Raw genomic sequence first — 18,655 nt, 5'->3', positions numbered from 1 at the left:
GCGATATCCGCTCCCACTGCTCGTCCCGAAGGATCAGACGATCCAAAACACCCATGACTGCCTCCAAAAGACAGTCTTGAATCTGATTTGCTCACCCTTGGAAATCCCAAGAGTCCACACGACCTAGACCTCGGCCGTCAGGGCGGGCGCCGCCGCGACGTGCCCATCGGCATGCGGCAAATGCCGCTGCACAAATCTGTTGATCCGGTCCGCACACGAGCACCGTCGAGCGAGCGGGACGCGCATCGCCAAAACCTCGGCCACCGGCGAAAGCGCACAACGATCCCCCCGCACAACAGCTGCAGGCACGCAGCCCCATCGCGAAGAACGCACAGCCACGCCGCGCCGGCAGCCCTCGCCCCGGCACGAACGAGAGGTCGAGGCGTTCGCATACGCCACCGGCCTTTCCTCCACTGTCGGGTCCGCCACACAGAGAAATCTCTGCAAATTCGCATCACGCATGACGTCGTCTCCTCAAGAATTTCCGCACGGGTTCGCCTCGCCAAGATCGACGATCGGTCTCCACGTGCTCTGCACCTGATCTGGTTTTCCTCCGGCCCCTCGCCGGCAAGCCGCCTGAAACCCCGCTCGCGTTTCGCTGAGGCAGGACTGCGTTCGGCCACGTGACCGTGGCGCTGGAGCACTGCGCGCCCGGGATGTTTCCCATCCGCCGTGACACGCAAAGCAGCTCCAGCCTTTCGAACCCGCGCATGATCACGCACCGAGATCGCGTGCGATCATCGGGGGCATGCGTCAGAAACGGCTTGCCGGCGCCGAAATGGAAGCGAGGGGCCACCGGGGAGGAGGTGGGCAGCAGCCCCTCGCTGTGATCGCCGCCGCGACTGCGCCCGCGTGCCGGATCGGCACGCAACGGACGCTGTCAACGCGCACATATCACCCACACCGAAGAGATCGGGGACCATGCAGCAGGACGACGATCAGTCTCGTCTATGGCGTCGCCCGTCGTTGCCGACGAAGCGAACGGCCCATAATTCCTTCGCCCCTCGCCCCTTCGCCCGAGGGATGGGCGGGGTGGAAACACCCCTCCTCGCCTTCAGCCGGCGGCGGCAAACCACCGGCAAAGGCAATGACGACAGTCGGGCCGAACATCAGCATTTCCTCCTGTCTCGCGCGACCGGCGTGAACGCCTCGTCCAGCTCGCGCTGCAACGTCAGGCGGAGCGGCGGGCGCATGGCGCGGTTGATTGGCCTTGATGCGGTTCTGGGATGCGGTTCTGGCGGCAGTCATCGGCTCACTCCAGCATGGATACAGTCGTCGCCCATACGACCCAGCGTGGCACCACGTCGGTTGCGGTCGGCCCGCTCCGGGTCGGAGCGGCACCCGGCAAACCCGGTCCCGTAAGAAGCGATTGACTGTTTGTTTCCGTTCATATCCTATCAATAATAGGATCCTATCGTTTTATCAAGAGGAAAAATCCTATTGGACGTAGGAAACGAAATCTGGGATGCCATTCCAATGGATCAATTGCGGCGCCTTATCCGGGAAGCAGTCGACGCGAAGAAGACGACCTACAAGGATCTGTCTATCGCGATCGGGAAGAACCACGCCTATATCCAGCAGTTCGTCGAGCGCGAGAGCCCGCGCGAGCTGCGCGAGCGCGACGTCCGTACGATCACCGACCTGATCAGCGCGACGCCGAACGCGGACGAGGCCAGCCAGCCCCGCAGCCCTACCGGCTTCAATCCGCAGATCGTCCCCGGCGAGCAGCTCGTCGGCCATCGCGATCTGCCGATCTTCGTCGCCGCCCAGGGCGGCGACGGCCATGTGATCGTCACCTTCGATGCGGTCGAATACGTCAAGCGCCCCTCGGTGCTCGAAGGCGTCAAGGGCGCCTATGGCATTTACCTCACCGGCACCTCGATGATCCCGGCCTACGAGCCCGGCGACATGGCCCTGGTGCATCCGCACCTGCCACCCGCCCGCGACAAGGACGTCGTGCTCTATCACGTGCCACCCGCCAACGATGCAGAGGCGATCATCAAGCGCCTGGTGTCGTTCAACGACCGGGAATGGACGCTGAAGCAGTACAATCCCTATCTGGAATTCACCGAGAGCCGGGTGGAATGGTCGTTTTGCCATCGGGTCGTCGGCAAATACAGCGCCCGCTGACGCCGCCTGGCATCGCAGCTCAGCGACGGCACCGCAAAACAGCGCCATAATCTATTGAAAAATAAAAGGTTTTTCTGCGTCGACGCAACGCCTGACCCTACGTCAGGCACCCCTCAGGCAACGTAAGCTGCCAATGCCGGCGTGACCGGCGGCAAGGCGCAGCAGATCCCGTCGGTTCGCCGCGCCCCACCAGGTATGCCCACACCAAACAAAAAGCCCAAGAACCGACGGGGCTCTCGGGCTACGGCTGATCATCAGCATAACCAGGCGTTGGTGCTGCAGAGCGCGCGGACGAGCACGAAGCTCGAGCACCCCCTTACATCAGCGCCGGCTGGTATTGCGCCGAGCAACTGACCGCACCCCCCATGCCAATGCCGCCTCATCGCGCACGATCTGACAACACCGGCGAGGCAAACCGACACGACACCGCCGATCAGATTTACCTCACTGCGTGGCCGCACACATCTATGCGGCCATGACATCCTGCACGTCAGACGGCAGGTCGCCGTCGATGAAAAGGATGGTCGCATCCTCGAATTCGCCGGTTGACAGATCCCCTGCCCGGCTGAATGCGACAACGCCCACCTTGGTCGATGCCAGCCTTTCGGCCAGCCTGAGCGCGTGGTCGGCCCCTGTCGCCTGCACTGGGATATCGGCCAGCAAGGCACCCCGATTTCCCCGCGTGAAGCTCTGAACGACGAAGTATGTGACCATGTCATGCTCCTCTCTGCCATCTGCAATGGCAGCCCTAAGCTGACTCAATCACTCGAACAAAACAAGAACAAATAAGGAGATATCGACAGTTTGGTCAGAAAAATCCTGCCGAATATATTTTTCCTATTGACCATTAGATAGGATTTTTCCTATGGTGCGATCATCAGTTGAAAACAGGGAAAACCGGATCCGGCAACGCGCTTTGAGGCTCGTTCCGGCTCCCCGCTCCCTGTGCTTCGCCAAGGAGAAGGCATGACAGTGACGCCGGCACGAGACGCCACGTTTGCGGCCCCTTTCGTCCAGAGCCGCGAGATCATCCTCGCGGTCACCACGCTTGGGCGCGGCCATTTCATCGAAGAAAGCGATTGCTTCGGCACCATCTTCGCCACTGCCGCCGATTGGCTGAAGGCCCATGACGGCGAGCACGCCACAAAACTCATCCGTTTCGACCTCGACGCGCTGCACGGCGAGGATATTTCCGAGACCGTCGCCGACGCCTGGCTCGACGATTTCGATCGCACGCCGGATGACGAACACCTCTTGCCCGCCTTCGTGCGCACGTCGCAAGCCTGGGAACGCTGGTGCGCGGATTTCGAGGCTCCGCATGGCGGCTTCGAGCAGACCCGCCCTTTCTGCCAGCCCGGCCACGGCACGCTCAATCACCGCCAGCAGTTCGGAGCCCGGCCCTGATGGATATCGCGCTCGACAAGTCGGCCCTGTTTGCCGCCATGGAGGCCTTCTGGCAAACGGATACCGGCAACGACAAGGGAGTGGAGGCAGCCATCGCTGCCTATATCGAGCGCATGGGCCTTGCCCCTTTCAACGAGATGGCCGCCCGCAAGCGCGCCGCCCTTGCCGCCGCCGCCGCGCGCGTGCCGGAAGCAGTGCCAGGCACCACCGATCGCCACCTCGCAGCGACGGCAGGACGCGTTCAGCAATCATGATCGCGATGCATTCTAAACGCGACGTTTGAATGCCTTTCGACTGCAGCTCTAAGTACGCAAATTTAACGATCCCTCTCGATTATGCCGGCACACCATTCCGTTTTTACACCAGACCCTTCCACCTGCGACGGCGAAAACTCATTATGTCACGAGAATTAATATATAGGCTTTTCATATAGCACTATCTGCAACATTGGTATATTTTCTGTGGTTTCATTATCTAGGCGATAATATATGCTTTCCGGGTGGTCAGAATTGCGTAGTTTATACATTTATAGTTTTAGCTATAGTCACTGCTGCAATTGGCCTGTTTGCAGCTTTCCATCTTCTGATGATTCTGGAGAAATTTTGGATGTCTTTCGACGACCGCAATAAATAGTATCAGCATCTTTCTAGGCTGTGGTCCGTTTGGGGAGCAAATCAGATTCAACGCTGCGCTGACAGCATGCCTTTGCGATTCTTTCCGCCATTGCGATGCTCGACGCGGATGATGCGGCGTTCGCCGTCAATGTCGCGGACTTTGAGATGGACAGCTTCCGAGGCGCCCAGCCCCGCCGCATCGGCTGTCGTCAAGGCCGTCCGAGTTTCCAGGCTCGGAACCGCTTCCAGAAACCGCCAGGCTACTCCCTTTGCTACGGGTTCTACGCCATTTTTGCAGATCGACCGGCGACGAAGATGCCCCGTAGATTTCTTTTGGAGAGCCCAGCCGAGTGGAAGAGGAACGAAAATGGCGCTGCCTACTATCACCTGGGTACCGTTGGATCGTGTCGCGATTGCACGATTAGGTCGGGTCATGAAGACCGCGCTAGCCGACGAGAGAAGCGCCCTGAAGTCGTTGCTCCATGGAAATCCGCAACCGCAGCCGGCGATCGATCGTGAGCTTGACCCGACTGCAGTCGGAGATCTATTGCGATTCGGCATTATCGAGCAGTCAGGAGAGCTTCTACGCTCAAGATTTCAGGCGCAGCTCATCGGTTCGCATCTCGTTTTTTCGGATCTCCGCCAATCCATGCGTGCGGTGCGCAAGACGAATGAGCGCGACACCTATGTCGATCCGATGTGGGAAGGACCGACACTCTCAAACCTGCTGGTGCGGGAACCCGCCGAAAGCGGGCTCGACATGGGCTGCGGCTGCGGCGTCATTGCGCTTGCAATGTCCACCTATTGCAGCAGGGTGGTCGCGCTCGACTTGAATCCACGCGCGCTCATGCTTGCCAGCTTTAATATGGCGTTGAACGGTGTCGACAATGTTGAGGTGTTGGAGTCTGATCTCTTCTCTGCCGTTGAAGGAGCAACATTCGACCGGATTGTTTTCAACGCGCCAGTTGGAATGGAGCTCATTCCCCGCAACGCGCTGGAGTCAGGGGAGCAGATCTTGATCCGGTTCTTCAGTTCGCTCAGCAAACACCTCAAACGGGGCGGCATGCTTCAGATGAACGTATGCGTGAAGGACTGGAGCAAGGCTAGTTTGGCCATGAACCTGCGAGCTTGGCTAGGAGGAGACCACGAAGACTTTCAGAGCCTTTTTATCGAATTGTGGCGCGTTGAAAGTGGCATCAAGTTCAATGTTCGAAGATGGCTTGCGCCCTTCGTGCTGCCGCGTTGGTATGGGCGCTTGCTTCGCATTCGGCGTGGCTTGCTCATTGTTGAAAGGAACGGCGTGCCAACACACGCCGAGACAGCCTCCACTTATGATAAGTGGGCGACATCGCTCGGCCCCAGCTTTGGCTCGTCATTAATACAGTCCCTGATGGGGGCAGATCCTGGCAAGGAGCACGGAGAGCCTGTCGCGACAGTGCTCAACCATCTGGGTGCAGACAATCGCACATTCGGTGGTTCCGTGACGGCGGCAATCTTCGGCAAGCTGCAAAAGGTTCAAAGGTTCACGCCGCCGCCCTACTTTGGCAATTCGCATTCATAGTGTGACAAGCGCACCATCCGTGGTGCGTAGCGCAAGAACGCGGTGATCTGCGAGCCAGCGTTTGTCGCCGAAATCAGCTGTACCGAGGTGACCAGCGACGGGAAGCGCACATGCTCCGCTATCGGCTGGGGCTGCCGTTATACCAAGTCTCGGTGATAGAAACCTATAGGATGGACCATGGCTGGTCTCTGGCTAGGCGCGGTGCGCAGCGCGATGCTGACGCATCGGGCAAGCATCGCAACGACGCCAGAGACCAGCCATGGACCACCTTCGGCAGGCTTCTCGGGCTTTCTGGCGGCGTCGAGATCCTTGACGGATGCGTGAGCATCGCTCCGCGGACCTCTCCTAGCCAGAAAACCCGATCGAGCCTGTCCTATAGGTTCCTATCATCGAGACTTGGTATTAGATCAGCTTTGCACTCGGAAAAGGTCGCAGGTCCAGCGCAGGCGCGCGGACTGCGAGCCTTATCCAATGCGAGGGCAGCCCGGCCTATTGGCAAAAGCAACCGTCACGAAGCGGCCGCGCCGTACGCCGTCGACAATGATCTGCCGGCGCGTAACGGCCTGGATCTCTGCATCGCGAATGCCGAGCCTGGAGGCGCGACGAATTGCCTGGCGCGGGCTACAGCGAGGTCGATCATACTCGTCTTCGTAATATCTCCGCTCTCGGTCGCGCAGTTCCAGATCAGGGCCGCCCGGCCCGATATAAAGGTCCAGCGACTGTGCCAACGGCGCGGATGGCAAGGCCGTAAGGGCGCCAGCCGCAACAAGGCCTGCCGCCAGAAGCTTGTGGATGGACGCTTTCATGTCCGTCTCCTCCATGTAGTTTAGTATACACTAATATACTCCGAACAATGAAAGCGGCCCAAGGCTCCCCCCAAGGCTCCCCAATGACGCCGGTCGCCCGCGCCTCCCTGGCCAAAGCCTCATCAGCGCCTTCAAAGCTCGTGCATTTTGGGGAAGTGGCGGCGCTCGGCATCCTTGCGAGACATCGGCGCATCAGCTCGAACCGCCCAGGAAATACCCAATAAAGGCAGGCAGCATTCATCTGCAAAAATGCTAATAATCAAGCGGGGCAGGAACAGAGGGGAGTTACTTCATGCCGCGCCTAGCACAATTGTATTTCAAGACCGCGATCATCTTTCTGATCATCGGCATATCCATGGGCCTGCACATGGCCATCGGTCAGGATCACAGCGCGATCGGCGCCCACGCCCATGCAAACCTTTTGGGATGGGTGACGATGGCGATCTTCGGGGGCTATCACGCGCTGAACCCCGCCAAGGCGCAGAAGCGCCTGGCGATGATCCAGTACTGCGTCTACACCGCCGGCGTCGTCGTGCTGGTGCCGTCGCTGTACCTGATGCTCACCGGCAGCCCGCAGCTGGAGCCGGTCGTCGCCGTCGCGTCGATCATCATTTTTATCGGCGTGCTTATGTTTGCGGCCATCATCTTCGGCAGCAGCGAAACCGTTTCGCTCCCGACGGCGGTGCCGTCGCGCTAAAGCATTTCCAGGAAAAGTGCGAAGCGGTTTTCCGTCAGGAAATGCTTGGAAACAAAGAGATAGAGCGTTTCTGCGGTTCCGTTTAGACCGGAAACGCTCCAGCCGCAAAGGCGAGCATCGGTTCGACGATCCTTCGGCAAGGCCGGGCGTTCTCTATTGAGCGCCCGCCTTCAGGACGCGATGCGTCGCATTGTCGAGAGCAAGGCCGGCCTCGGTGCCGTTCTTCTGGAAGCCGCGCACGGTGTTCCCGCAGGCCGACAGCGAAGCAGCGCCAGACATATGAACGCGATGGTGGCCTTCGACATCCTCATCTCCATCGCGGGTTCGTCTTCCAAAGGAGATGTCGTGTGCGCCGGTAAAATCAACGTGTCCGGCAATAAAAACAAGGACTAGAGCCGTTTCACGCCGGCACCGCCCACTCGACACCTCCCGAAACTTGGCGCAATCTGGAGGCGTCTGTTCGAGAGGTTGGCATGACCATGTTGGCGCGAAAAGGTGGAACCCCGCTGGATCTCGACGCGAGCCAGGTCCTGCGCATCCGCCAGACGGATCCACGCCTCGACGAGGATCTCGGCAACACGCTGATCAATGCCGGCCAGACCTTTATCGTCCAGGAGGAGGCAACGGCGGTCGCCGCCGCCGTCAGGGCCGAGCTGCCGTCCCTCTGTCGTTTCACCCATCGCCTCGGCGCGCCGGTCTGGGTCAATGCACGCATGGCCAAGGGGCCGATGCCGCTTGCGCCCCACCACCACGTCCCCGGCCTCGGCTCGGCGCTCGATATCGGCGGAAAGCGCCAATATGTGCGCGAAAGCCCGGAGGAGGTCAGAAGCGCGGTCCAGGCGGCCGGCGGCGACGTCCAGCCCATCCCGGCGGAAGGCCTCTGGGTGCAGGGAAGAGAGACGCTGAGGGAGATCCTGGGCAGCCTCGAAGCCTGGGACGAAGAACTGTCGACGCTGGAATAGAGCATGTCCAGGAAAAGTGCGCAGCGGTTTTCCGTCAGGAAATGCGTAAAAACAAAGCGATAGAGCGTTTCTGCGACTCGTCTATGGGCGCCCGCCGGGCACCGCCACAGCCCGTCCGTCATATTTATTTCGTCAGGCGTACCGGAATCGCCGAATCGGACCTTCCCCAGCCCAAGGGCGGCATAGTATTTACCGTACCGCGCAGTACGTTCCTTTTATGGCCTGCGCTTCCCCGCACCTGAGCCATTTTGGGTGCTTGCTTGCCCCGCCATCGCGCGGGGCTTTTTCTTCCGCGGCATACAGCGCCGCGCGTCAAACATGACGCGCAAAGGATGCTGTAACGCTTTAAACTTGCTGCATAATTTTGTCCTTAAATCGGATCCGATTTAAGGACAAAATTATCCAGTAGTCGTTGTTTCAATCAACCTTGAAGACGGCATCGCCGACGAAGACGATGACATATTGCCCCGCTGTCGTCGGCTCGTGCGCCCAGCGTGAGAGCTGCTGCGCATAAGGCTCGCGTTTCCAGATCTCGGGAAAGTCCGGATCGACGAGCACCGTGATCTGCAGCCCTTGCCGGTAGATCATCATATGCGAACGCGCCGGATCCCATTCGGGCCCGAGCCCTTCATCCGTCATCCATAGACAGAGAAAATCCCGGCAAAGCTGCGGCCGCCGCTCATAGATCCGGCAGCCCCGCCCCTCGACGCAATTCTCACACCATGCGTTGGCCGGTTTTGCCAACGCATCGATATCCGGCAGCCGACAACAGAGCGTGCAGGTGCCGCAGGCGCGATCGGCAGATAAGGTCTGGTTCATGGGCGCGTCGGTATCATCTCGCAGACGGAGGCGACAGAAAATTCGACGGCTCCGGCTTGCGAGCTCGCGCGAGGATTGCCGGCCAAGCAAGTGCTGCCACCGCACCTACGATGCCGACAGCCTACAGGACATTATCCTCGACCAAGGCGGCGAACCGGTCACTCTTTCTTCATTCGGAATTTCTCGTGACAGGCGCCGCAATTCGTGGTCACCGCATTGAACTGCGTCTTCAATGCGTCGAGATCCTGCGGATTGGCAGCTACGGCAGCGGCCACATCCACTCGGAATTTCTCGGCGGCCGCTTTGAACGCGGGCATGTCTTGCCAAATTGCCGGCAAGGCGGCCGTCTCTCCTCCAGTTTCACTACCAGCGGGAAACAATACGTCAGCGTCGAATTTTTGTGCATTCTCGCTAAGGCCTTTGAGGGCGTCCGTGGCAACGGCAGCGTCAAACGGCTTTTCTCCCTTGACCATGGGAGCGAGGGTGCCGACCAGTTTACCGCGCTCCTTCATCAGAGCCTTGCGGTCTGCAATTGGGTCAGCGAAGGCGGTGGATCCCGTAAGCGCGAGTGCGGCGATGGCAAGAATGAGCGTTCTCATGAGCAAACCCCTGTTGATGGCGGTTAAGCGGCATAACGAAGCCCGACTAAAGTACACGCAAAAGTTCCAACCCTCCAATTCACGCTTTCGTGTCGACTTCACCTACAGCGCCGCGCGTCTTGTCAGACGCGCAAAGGTCGCTGTAGCGCTTTGAATTGCTGCATGTTTTTGTCCTTAAATCGGCTACATCTAAGGAAACATGCAGTCGTTCAGCCGTGATTGCCAAAGGAACGCCCTCGGAGCTGTGTGGGCTGGACTGGTCACCCAAGTTCCCGCCGGAGTGGCGCTCCCGGCAATGCGTCAACCTCGTGGGGCAGTGCAGGCATGTCTCTTGCCGTTGCGTCATTCCCCAGGCTTACTCAGAGCGTCAAGGCCGATACTCAGATAAGGCTAATGTCCCGATTCCGCCGCTCATTGTACGATGCGCCCACCAGTTGCGACCCTGGGGGCGGCCATGTTTCTGCAACGAACCGAAATTCGCGAGTCAACGATAGAGGTGCGGGAATTCGTTGGCGAAGGCAGGGTCGAAATCGACGAGCGCATCCTTTTCGACGACGGGGATTCCCATATCGTTCTGCTTCTGGAGATCCTGGCCGGCGACGTCACCTTCACGCTGCGCGGGCCGGATGTCGAAAACCTGGCCCAAGGCTTCGGCGATCGCGTGCGGCTCTATGTCATGCCGCCCGCCCGCCGGGCCTATGATGCTTTTCTGGAGATCCGCGCCCGGGGCGGCAGCCGTTTCCGCGCCATCATCGCCCGCATTGGCGGCGCCTTCGTCGGCGCTGCCAACGAGCTGCCCTGCCGCGCCTGCAAGCAGGTCTGCAAACTGCTGATTTCCGCTGTGCTCGCCCGTGTCGGCATCCCCAACCCGGAGGACCTGGCGCCCGGCGACGTCCTGCAGATGACCGCAGAGCAGTCGCAACACCTCGACGAGGCGCTCGGCCATGCCGGCATCCACGGCCCGCTGGCGGAGGGACCGATCGGAACGTTCCTCGCCTTGTTCGCCGAAAACGTCAGGGGCATCGTCTGGTCCACCTTGCAGACCGCACAGCAGGTCTTCGAGTTGCCCGACAGGATCTACGCATTCGCCTGCGAACGCCTCGGCTGCTGCCCATAAACCCGGCACGGCGCCGCCGTGGGCGCAACGGCGCATCCCGGTCCGGAAAGCCGCCGCCCCGCGATCGTGGCCGCGCATCAACTATGAGGCGCCAAGGACGCTGTAACACTTTAAACTCGCTGCATATTAAGCGACGGTCGGGTCTGCCTGACGAATAATGCCGCCGAACGGGCGCTGCGGGGCTTCGCCGGACCTGAGTCATTGTGCACTCCCTCTCTAAGTATCTGTAAACATTGGAAGCGTCTCCGTGTCAGTGGTGCGACACGGGCGACCCTTTCGGGCTATCGCAGCCTGGACCGTCGCAGAAGCCAGGTCGCTGGCCCGGATTTGATACGGCGCGCCGGGAACCACCTGCTCGGCAGACAACACGTTCGTCTTGATAAGGTGGCGTATTCTGTGGTTCGTCACGCCCAGAGTCGCCGCCGCCTCTGTCATGGTAAGCCATTCGCCCTCTTTATCGGCTGATTTGTACGCGTGAATGGCCCGGACCCGCCTTACGGAAGCGACACGGTGTGCGGTCCAGGTTTTTCCTTGACCCGTGGGCATACCCATTCGATTGAGCGACGCGGCGATATGTTCATCGGGCCAGCGTCCTGCCATGCTCCGCATCACTGCCAAAGCATCTTCCGTTGTGGCGCAACCGTGTTCACCGCTCTGAGGCTTGCGCACTCTCAGTTCCGAGTGCTGACCGCCTTTCCAGTGGATTGTCAGTACCACGTCGCGCACTTCATCCTCAACATCGACAACAATGTCGGCGATCAATGTACGCAGCAGTTGCTGGCGCACGCGCATGGTGACATCCGGCGACTCCCAGGCCGCCTGCAGATTGTCGGCGAGGTTTGCGAAAGTGCCTGTGTCAACTTCGATGGTTGAAGGACTATCTGCAGGCTTGCGCACTTCCAGATCACGGACGCGGCGTAGCGCCGTTTCCCAATTCTTCTCAAGCTGTGCAGCAATCAGGCGGTTGTCTGGATCGCATGCCGCATAGCGGCGCTCGGCGAGGCTTGCCTCGTAGCGGGCCTGCCGCAGTTCCAGATCGTGAATGTGGCGCTGTTCTTCCTGTCGCTCCCGGTGCATCCGCTCTGCTTCAAAAGTCGCCTCGATCGCTAGTGGTTCTACCGCGCGCAACAACTCGCGCGCAACCGCCGCATCGACCTTCGAGCCGCCGAACGTCATGCAACGGGGCAAGCCCATCATCAGGTTCTGTTTATAGCAGCGATAGACAGGATTTTGTGGATTTCCCGTATAGGCAACACTCAGTCGCCGTCCACACCGTCCGCAAGTCAGGAGACCCGACAACAACGATTTGCCGCCGCGGCCCGATTTGGCTCCGCCCGAACGGCCATAATTGTTGAGCGCCAGTTGCTGTTGGTTGCGCTCGTACTCTTCCCAACTGATGTAACCTTCGTGATGGTCCCTTATCATCACTTCCCAGGTGCCGGCCGGCTTGCCGTGCCCGTAGCTGCGCCGCGCCCTCCCATCGACGATGGCTGTCCGCTTCTCGCTCTTTCCATAGACGTAGACGCCAGCATAGAAAGGGTTCTTCAGGATGCCGATGACATTCCGGTAACGGACTGGCGTCCAGACAAAGCTGGTCATGCGACCTTCGTCCGACGGCCGCGGGAAGTGGATATTGTCCCGTGTCATCGACAATAGCACCTGGCGTGCACTTCCAAGCTCACGGAAGCGTGCAAAGATGGACCGGATCACGTCCTGCAGCCGCAAATCCGGATCAAGCCCGAGCCCCGCCTCTCGATGCCAAATGTACCCGAACGGAACGGAAAGTCGCAGTTCGCCACGGCGCGCCTTCGATCTGGCGGCATCGAGCATCCGGGCTCTCAGCACGCCCAGTTCGAACTCGCTGATACTGCCCTTCATTCCCAGCAGCAGCCGATCGTTGGGTCGACACGGATTGTAGACGCCGTCATGGTCAATGACGCGGGCTTCGACCAGGCCGCATAGTTCGAGCAGGTGATGCCAGTCCCGACCATTGCGCGCAAGCCGTGAAGCATCGAAGCATAAGACGGCACCAACTTGGCCAGCGCATAAAAGGGCGACAAGACGGTCGAAACCAGGGCGCGCGACAGTTCCGCTGGCAGAGCGCCCGAGGTCGTCGTCGATGGTCTCGATGTCGCTGAAGCCGTGTTGTCGCGCAACGTCAACAAGATCATACTGCCGTCGCTGGCTTTCCAGATTTGTCATGACCTGCGATTGCGAGGACTGCCGTACGTAGACGATGGCTTTGCGCGCGAGCAGCGCTGTCGGCATCAAATCAGTGTTGCTCATCGTTGAGCTCCTCGACGACGAGGCCTGCGGCCTGCATCAGCAGGCAAGCCAGCGTTGAAATCGCCTTCTGGCGATCCTTGTCGCTCAGTCCGTCGAGCATCCGGGTTTTGAATATCAGGTCGAGCTGCCGGCCCGACGCCGGCACCAGCGTATTGCGGGATCTCATCATGGTCCTCCTGAGTGATTCTACGTCCACTTCGGAAGGGTGCCGCTTTGGTGGCGCCAGAGACCAGCCTGTTCAATTCGATTAGCGTCGCAAGATCGACGCGTGGCGTTCCCATGGTCATGCCGCGGCAGACCAAGGGATCGATCATCCACCCTGAGATCGCGATGACGACACCTGTCGGCCCCAGAACCTTCAAAAACCGGCCTGTCGCTCGTTCTTCAACACGGCGAATGGAAACCCTCTGGCCAAAATAAGGATGCCAGCGATAAAGAACCTCAACTTCATCGCCGACATGGGCAGAATGAACGGGGCATTGCTCTTGGCAGAAAGTCATGGCTCTTTGCCGGCTCTGATCGTGGTGCCGATCGCGCTGCCTTCATGGCGACGCTGATCATGACGGCGAAGCTCAACGATGTCGATCCGCAGGCATGGCTGGCCGACGTTCTCGCTCGTATCGCCGACACGCCGATCACCGCGCTCGAGGACCTGCTTCCGTGGAATTTTGACGATCGCAGCAGTTAAAGCTGCCTGATCCGGTGCCTTCACTATTGGCTCAAATGCTCGTAAGAGCTGCAACCGGGAGCGCGACCCGACAGGGTCGCCTGCACGTCTGATCGACCGCCCTCATGTATTCTGTTCAACTTCCTCGAGGTAACGAATGCTGCATCATGTCGAAATCTATGTTTCAAACCTCGATGCTTCGCACGGGTTCTGGGCAAACATCCTCGCCAAAATCGGCTACGAAAAATCGGGCCATTGGAACGACGGATTTACGCTCATCAATGGCGAGGATGCCTACCTAACCTTTGTGCAGGTTGCCAAGAAGTATGAATCACACCCATACCATCGATGCGGCGTCGGACTTAATCATCTCGCCTTCAAGGTCAAAGGCAGGGATGCCGTCGATGCGTTAAGACAATACTGCGTTGAGAATAATATTCGCAGTCTCTATGATGAGAAATATCCGTTTGCGAACGGCGGCAAGGACTATTACGCGTTATTCGTTGAAGATCCGGATCGAATAAAGGTTGAATTCGTTGCGGTCGATTGACCGTGGTGATTCGAAATTCCGTCCGCTGCAAGCGCCGGTCTGTCGGACGACGCGATAGACAGCAAAGTCGATTGCAGGGATTCTAAGTTACTCGTTGTTTTTGCCCTTGCTGCGCCGGATCTATACGCCGGCGAAGACTGGCGCGCCGCGAAGAAAATCGGTGGGGCGCTGACCGTATATTCATCTGGCGAGTCCACGATCTGCTGGCTTGGAACTGGAAGCCCCAGGCCGAAAAACCGGCAGTCGCCGAGGCCGCCTGAGCACGCCGTCACCCCGCGCATGCGACACTCACGCCGCCGTCCCCGGATGCGTACATCGGATCCGATTTAAGGAATCATGCAGTAGACAGCCGAACCGTGGCGGCAACGGAAAGCCGGCATCGTCGCTCTCCATTGGTCTATCATTCCAGCGATTTTCCGATTTCATTCCAACGGGCCAACCGGCACTGCAAGACATTGCTCCGCCCTAATGCATGTCGCGCAAAAGTGTGCCGCGGTTTTGCGATAACGACATGCAAAAAGAACAAGAGCTTAAAGCGCAACAAGCGAATCCTGGAGATCGCGACGCGCTTTAGCGCCGCGCGTCTTATCAGACGCGCAAGGGTCGCCGTAGCACTTTGAATCGCTGCATGTTTTTGTCCTTAAATCGGATAGGATTTGAGGAAACATGCAGTAGGGCCGACCAGACACGGAGCCATGAGAACACAACGCCCAGCTCCACTGAAAGCAAGTGCCATCAGTCTCTTGAGCAGCCTTCGATCAAACCCGTCATTCGTCCATGATGGACCCCTTCGGCTTGCGCCCCCTGGGGCCATCATGGATTACCAGACGATGCTCTTTCACGCATGCGCATGCGGATCGTGGCGATGCGCCCAGACCGCCCAGCCCGACACGGCGGCGACGAGCAGTCCGAGGACGGCGTGCGTCCACATCACGCTCATATTGGCCGTATAGCCGAGCACCCAAGGCGACACGACCAGCCATGCGCCAAGCGCCAGATTGGCCCACTCCTCCCACTCTGCGAAGACCGAGAGCGTAGCGTAGGCCAGCACAGCAAGCGCAAGCCCAACCATCCAGGCATTCCAAGCCGGAACGGTTTCCATGCTATACCCGATCACCCAGGGAGAAAGGAAAAGGCACACTGCGAGCGCAAGATTGCACCAATCCTGCCCTCTTTTGCCTTCCATGAACTTGTACGCCATTTGACAGCCTCCACGAATGAAGTTTCACCAAGGCGTCACTGCCAGCGCGCAGTTGCACGCCCTGGATTCGAAATGGTTGTTGCAAGTAGAAACTTCAAGTGGCTGTTCATAAAGGACGTTCGGCCCGCCGCCGCAGGAAGGCGGCATCGGCTGTCGAGCCGGCGAGAGCGATGGCGACCGCATAGGCCTTGGCGGCCTCGTCGACCTGCCCCATCCGCGACAGCAGTTCCGCCCGTGCCGCATGGTAGGGCTGGTAGTCTTGGCTTTACGATCCTCTTCGGCCATGCGCCCGACAAAAAGACCCCACCAACCGGAAACGGCTGATGGGGCCAGACAGACCACTTGATGGTCCACGGTTAATAGCAGGGCGACATGCACTGCGCTCTCACGCCTGCTCTCGACACATAGGTGTTGTCATAGGGCCGGTAGCTGCGATAGCGCGACAGACACCAGCGACATGGGCAGAACTGTACTCGCCCTGTGCCGGGCGATACGGGGTTCGCGATATTGCGGCTCGCGGTACTGAGGCTGCTGGCTGCCGATCGCGCCGCCGATGATCGCCCCGCTTTTCCTGGATCGCGCCGGTGTTACTTGATGGTCACGCCCATTGCGGGTGAGCCCTCGCTCGACCAGCAGGAACAGGGCTCGCCGGCCGGACCCGCGCCATAGCTGCACTGCTTCTTCGGCGTCTTGCACTGTCTTGGGCTGCGCGCTTCAGCCAGTGCCTGCGCCTCGGCCGCCGCCGCAGCCTTGCCCTTCCTGCCGCTGGCAGGCTTCGGCTTGGCCTTCTCGGTCAGTTGCGCCTTTTCCACGCCGGCCCGGGCATCCCCGGACGGGCCGGTTTCGCTGCAGGACGAAACAAGCAAAAGGGCAGCAACGGCAAAGGCGATTCCGGTGACGATCTTCATGGGATATCCGGTAATCCGACGGTCGCGAATTTTCAAGATGGGAGGCGTGCGGATTTTTTGCCCAAGCAACGCGCATCCAAGCGCTTTGATCCCGACATCAGCCCGTTCGTCCTGTCGGCCTGGACGCGCTGACGCGATAGGAAGAGCCTAAAACCTGTCTTGATGGTGGCCGCCATTGGGGCGCAGTGAGGGCGTTGCCTTCGTCACCGGCGCCACTCGAGGATATGCTTTGCCGGAGTATCGCCGTTACCTTAAAGCGCCGTCCCATTGGCAAGGAGAGGTAAAGTTTAGCCAACCACTTGGATGCAAGGCTTGGTTGAACTATCTACGAGGGCAACACATTATCTCTCGTAAGCACACGATGAACTTCCGTCTACTGGCCGCCAACATGGCAATCGGGTTGTTATGCACGATCGCACTCTATCTCTTCGCCCCAAGGACGGCTCCGAAGCAGATAACGGATGCCGAGTTCAAGACAGCCGCTGAGTCTTTCAGCAAGCGCCCCGGAGCCATGGAAGAGTGGATCAAGATCTGCCGGCCGCTGCTGATGCCGCAATTGTTGGACGCCAAGCTGGAAGGAGCGTTGCTCTCGACGCGAACCGCCCAGGCAGAGGACGTTTGCCGACGTTTTCTGGACGTGGTGGCTGACGGCCGGCTGACTATCAGCGAAATCAGCAGCCATGCAGACCCGTTTCCATTCAAAGTCGTCGAGGATGCGGAGCGGCGCCAACCGCCTGGCGACAAGCCGTAGCGCAGGCAAGCTGCGGCGCGCTTTCAGCGCGGCGCCACGATGCACGCGGTTCATTGCAAGCCTTCGTGCAAACGCCGAAGCTTTGGCAGGTTACCCGATCGGAACATGTGCAGAATTTGAAAACTTGGAAATAAATCAGCGGCGTAAGGAAGTTTTGGTGGGTGATCACGGGCTCGAACCGTGGACCCGCTGATTAAGAGTCATTGAATTTAAGCTCAAAACGGCGCGACGCAAGTAAATTGGTTTCCAACGTGCTTTTCATATGGCACGAGAAACACCGGAACATATCGCGAATTGGAAACCGTTTCTGACAACCATTTAAAGCGATCTTCGCAATTGTGAAACTCATCAGCATCAAGGCTCGCGACGACCAGACCACTCACGCGCCAACCCCTCTGTCACCAGAAGTGAGCCGAGAGATTCCCGTTTCGATAAACCGTTCGCAGCTTCCGTCCGAACCTATCTTCATCCCGCACTCCTCGCTTGAGACCGAATGGCCCCATATTCAGCAACGCGGTCAGCCGATGCTTTGCTCTTTCACCCAGGGCTCGCTCCGAGGCGCACTTCGGTTCGCTTATTTCCGGGGCGTCGATATCAGGCAGGCGGATCTTCTCGCCCTTGAGCCAAAAGGTGTCACCATCGACGACGCACGTTTCTCGCGCGCCAGAACCGCAGATTCCGAAGGAGGCCACCACATCTGAGGGCGGCGAACTCATCCATCCGTACGCAACACCGGCCCCAACTGCGATCGTTGAAGTCAGAGCCACAAGACGGACGAATGATCGAGAGCTTCGCCGCTGCTTGGGATGCATGCGGCCGGCGGAAAGCACAACCTAGGACTTAAGTCCGATCCATGCAAACAAAGGTCTTAGTTGCATTGCCGAATCTAGTTGGTCCTGCCATTGCTGGTTGAGCGCCAACCGCACCATTGGCGCTAGTGATCCCAGAGTGACGCCCCAGCCCCAAGCAAAGCAGCGCTCTGGGGTCCATTGGTTCCGAGCCGCCCTACCCCGAAATCTTGACTAGCATTTCTGTCACTAGCGTCCCGAGCGGATCTCGTCCTAGCCTGCCGGTTGCTAGTGGTATCAGCCTGACGCTTGGTACCCTCGCTAGACGGCGCAAGACGACCCTGATGCGCGTGTGATATAGACTATTTGTTTCTGAGACGAGGAGCTTCCGATGACCGAGAAGACCTTCTTGACGATTGCGGCCGCAATATTCGGGATCGTTGCAGTGGTGCACTTGGTTCGCATTCTCACAGGTTGGTCGGTTGTCATCGACGGCTGGACAGTTCCTATGTGGGTAAGTTGGGTCGGCCTCATCGTCACCGGTGGATTGAGCTACTACGGCGCCAAGCTCGCCAAGTTGATCTAAGCACTGTCACGGGTACCAAGCGTCAGGTTTTCGCCACTAGCATCCCGTTCGTGACTTACTTTTACTTCGAACTAAACCACCGATCGTTGCATAGTTCGCCGGCGTATACCCCCTCTACATTATTATTTCTGGTGGGCTTTCCGTGGCCGTTTCGATCTCCAGCCACATGCTAGTGGGCCGCTTGATTGGCAAATTCCTTCGCCGGCTGG

Annotated in this window: 22 protein-coding genes and 2 pseudogenes; 11 read left to right on the top strand and 13 right to left on the bottom strand. The window is 59.2% G+C overall.

Going from position 1 to position 18,655, the window contains the following annotated elements; genetic code table 11:
• Positions 1-948: 948 nt before the first annotated feature.
• On the bottom strand, positions 949-1,248 hold the full coding sequence (locus AC244_RS36855; protein ID WP_152976161.1) for a hypothetical protein: 300 nt from the start codon (positions 1,246-1,248) through the stop codon (positions 949-951).
• Between the two features lie 192 nt (positions 1,249-1,440).
• On the opposite strand from AC244_RS36855, the gene AC244_RS29190 reads away from it, so the two are divergent.
• Complete coding sequence (locus AC244_RS29190; RefSeq protein ID WP_053252320.1) at positions 1,441-2,130, top strand: helix-turn-helix transcriptional regulator; 690 nt, start codon at positions 1,441-1,443, stop codon at positions 2,128-2,130.
• A gap of 465 nt (positions 2,131-2,595) precedes the next feature.
• Here AC244_RS29190 and AC244_RS29185 read toward each other — a convergent pair whose 3' ends face one another.
• On the bottom strand, positions 2,596-2,844 hold the full coding sequence (locus AC244_RS29185; protein WP_053252319.1) for a hypothetical protein: 249 nt from the start codon (positions 2,842-2,844) through the stop codon (positions 2,596-2,598).
• 252 nt (positions 2,845-3,096) lie between these two features.
• Between AC244_RS29185 and AC244_RS29180 the strand changes: the two genes are divergently transcribed.
• Together AC244_RS29180 and AC244_RS29175 are read left to right on the top strand one after the other, a co-directional pair.
• A complete protein-coding gene (locus AC244_RS29180; protein WP_053252318.1) occupies positions 3,097-3,534 on the top strand; it encodes a hypothetical protein in 438 nt (145 codons plus the stop codon).
• Positions 3,534-3,788: a hypothetical protein gene (locus AC244_RS29175; protein ID WP_053252317.1), complete on the top strand. Its 255-nt coding sequence runs from the start codon at positions 3,534-3,536 to the stop codon at positions 3,786-3,788. Before AC244_RS29180 ends, AC244_RS29175 begins: the two co-directional genes overlap by 1 nt.
• A 426-nt stretch (positions 3,789-4,214) precedes the next feature.
• On the opposite strand, the gene AC244_RS35840 is transcribed toward AC244_RS29175, so the two are convergent.
• Positions 4,215-4,361 (bottom strand): hypothetical protein, encoded by a 147-nt coding sequence (locus tag AC244_RS35840; RefSeq protein ID WP_414735962.1) that lies wholly within the window; start codon positions 4,359-4,361, stop codon positions 4,215-4,217.
• 154 nt (positions 4,362-4,515) lie between these two features.
• On the opposite strand from AC244_RS35840, the gene AC244_RS29170 reads away from it, so the two are divergent.
• The gene (locus AC244_RS29170) at positions 4,516-5,709 is read left to right on the top strand and encodes a methyltransferase (RefSeq protein ID WP_053252316.1); all 1,194 of its coding nucleotides are present in this window, start codon (positions 4,516-4,518) and stop codon (positions 5,707-5,709) included.
• Positions 5,710-6,173: 464 nt separating this feature from the next.
• On the opposite strand, the gene AC244_RS29165 is transcribed toward AC244_RS29170, so the two are convergent.
• Complete coding sequence (locus AC244_RS29165; protein WP_053252315.1) at positions 6,174-6,515, bottom strand: hypothetical protein; 342 nt, start codon at positions 6,513-6,515, stop codon at positions 6,174-6,176.
• A gap of 292 nt (positions 6,516-6,807) precedes the next feature.
• Here AC244_RS29165 and AC244_RS29160 point away from each other — a divergent pair, with 292 nt between their 5' ends.
• Positions 6,808-7,212 (top strand): hypothetical protein, encoded by a 405-nt coding sequence (locus AC244_RS29160; RefSeq protein WP_053252314.1) that lies wholly within the window; start codon positions 6,808-6,810, stop codon positions 7,210-7,212.
• A 153-nt stretch (positions 7,213-7,365) separates the two neighbouring features.
• Here AC244_RS29160 and AC244_RS38790 read toward each other — a convergent pair.
• Positions 7,366-7,517, bottom strand: a pseudogene (locus AC244_RS38790) (entericidin).
• Positions 7,518-7,685: 168 nt separating this feature from the next.
• Here AC244_RS38790 and AC244_RS29150 point away from each other — a divergent pair.
• Positions 7,686-8,174, top strand: coding sequence for a hypothetical protein (locus tag AC244_RS29150; RefSeq protein WP_053252312.1), 489 nt, complete (start codon positions 7,686-7,688; stop codon positions 8,172-8,174).
• A 417-nt stretch (positions 8,175-8,591) separates the two neighbouring features.
• On the opposite strand, the gene AC244_RS29145 is transcribed toward AC244_RS29150, so the two are convergent.
• The gene (locus AC244_RS29145; RefSeq protein WP_053252311.1) at positions 8,592-8,993 is read right to left on the bottom strand and encodes a YkgJ family cysteine cluster protein; all 402 of its coding nucleotides are present in this window, start codon (positions 8,991-8,993) and stop codon (positions 8,592-8,594) included.
• Between the two features lie 158 nt (positions 8,994-9,151).
• Positions 9,152-9,592 carry a c-type cytochrome gene (locus AC244_RS29140; protein WP_053252331.1) on the bottom strand — a complete coding sequence of 147 codons (441 nt, stop codon included), beginning with the start codon at positions 9,590-9,592 and terminating at the stop codon, positions 9,152-9,154.
• A gap of 454 nt (positions 9,593-10,046) precedes the next feature.
• On the opposite strand from AC244_RS29140, the gene AC244_RS29135 reads away from it, so the two are divergent.
• Positions 10,047-10,709: a hypothetical protein gene (locus tag AC244_RS29135; RefSeq protein WP_053252310.1), complete on the top strand. Its 663-nt coding sequence runs from the start codon at positions 10,047-10,049 to the stop codon at positions 10,707-10,709.
• Positions 10,710-10,925: 216 nt separating this feature from the next.
• On the opposite strand, the gene AC244_RS29130 is transcribed toward AC244_RS29135, so the two are convergent.
• Both AC244_RS29130 and AC244_RS29125 read right to left on the bottom strand, forming a co-directional pair.
• Positions 10,926-12,995 (bottom strand): recombinase family protein, encoded by a 2,070-nt coding sequence (locus AC244_RS29130; RefSeq protein WP_053252309.1) that lies wholly within the window; start codon positions 12,993-12,995, stop codon positions 10,926-10,928.
• Positions 12,982-13,161, bottom strand: a complete 180-nt coding sequence (locus AC244_RS29125; protein WP_053252308.1) for a hypothetical protein — start codon at positions 13,159-13,161, stop codon at positions 12,982-12,984. The genes AC244_RS29130 and AC244_RS29125 overlap by 14 nt, the downstream gene beginning before the upstream one ends.
• Positions 13,162-13,467: 306 nt before the next feature.
• Between AC244_RS29125 and AC244_RS35830 the strand changes: the two are divergent.
• Both AC244_RS35830 and AC244_RS29115 read left to right on the top strand, forming a co-directional pair.
• Positions 13,468-13,683 (top strand): annotated as a pseudogene (locus AC244_RS35830) (transposase domain-containing protein); the annotation flags it as partial.
• Between the two features lie 136 nt (positions 13,684-13,819).
• A complete protein-coding gene (locus AC244_RS29115) occupies positions 13,820-14,212 on the top strand; it encodes a VOC family protein (protein WP_053252307.1) in 393 nt (130 codons plus the stop codon).
• Positions 14,213-15,050: 838 nt separating this feature from the next.
• Here AC244_RS29115 and AC244_RS29110 read toward each other — a convergent pair.
• The 3 genes from AC244_RS29110 to AC244_RS29105 form a co-directional block, all read right to left on the bottom strand.
• Complete coding sequence (locus AC244_RS29110; RefSeq protein WP_053252306.1) at positions 15,051-15,413, bottom strand: SPW repeat protein; 363 nt, start codon at positions 15,411-15,413, stop codon at positions 15,051-15,053.
• Positions 15,414-15,769: 356 nt separating this feature from the next.
• Positions 15,770-15,859 (bottom strand): BA14K family protein, encoded by a 90-nt coding sequence (locus AC244_RS38380; protein ID WP_234717063.1) that lies wholly within the window; start codon positions 15,857-15,859, stop codon positions 15,770-15,772.
• 141 nt (positions 15,860-16,000) lie between these two features.
• Positions 16,001-16,321 (bottom strand): hypothetical protein, encoded by a 321-nt coding sequence (locus AC244_RS29105; RefSeq protein WP_053252305.1) that lies wholly within the window; start codon positions 16,319-16,321, stop codon positions 16,001-16,003.
• A gap of 316 nt (positions 16,322-16,637) precedes the next feature.
• On the opposite strand from AC244_RS29105, the gene AC244_RS29100 reads away from it, so the two are divergent.
• Positions 16,638-17,072: a hypothetical protein gene (locus tag AC244_RS29100; RefSeq protein ID WP_152976160.1), complete on the top strand. Its 435-nt coding sequence runs from the start codon at positions 16,638-16,640 to the stop codon at positions 17,070-17,072.
• 398 nt (positions 17,073-17,470) lie between these two features.
• Here AC244_RS29100 and AC244_RS35820 read toward each other — a convergent pair whose 3' ends face one another.
• Positions 17,471-17,788 (bottom strand): thermonuclease family protein, encoded by a 318-nt coding sequence (locus AC244_RS35820; protein WP_321166240.1) that lies wholly within the window; start codon positions 17,786-17,788, stop codon positions 17,471-17,473.
• Positions 17,789-18,251: 463 nt separating this feature from the next.
• Here AC244_RS35820 and AC244_RS29095 point away from each other — a divergent pair, with 463 nt between their 5' ends.
• Entirely contained in the window at positions 18,252-18,446 is a 195-nt protein-coding gene (locus AC244_RS29095) for a hypothetical protein (RefSeq protein ID WP_053252303.1), read from the top strand.
• The last annotated feature ends 209 nt before the right edge of the window (positions 18,447-18,655 follow it).

This window comes from Ensifer adhaerens, assembly GCF_001270265.1.
GTDB classification, from domain to species: Bacteria; Pseudomonadota; Alphaproteobacteria; order Rhizobiales; family Rhizobiaceae; genus Ensifer; species Ensifer adhaerens_B.
The sequence above is the reverse complement of the archived record's forward strand: the minus strand, read 5'-3'. Positions and strand labels throughout refer to the sequence as shown.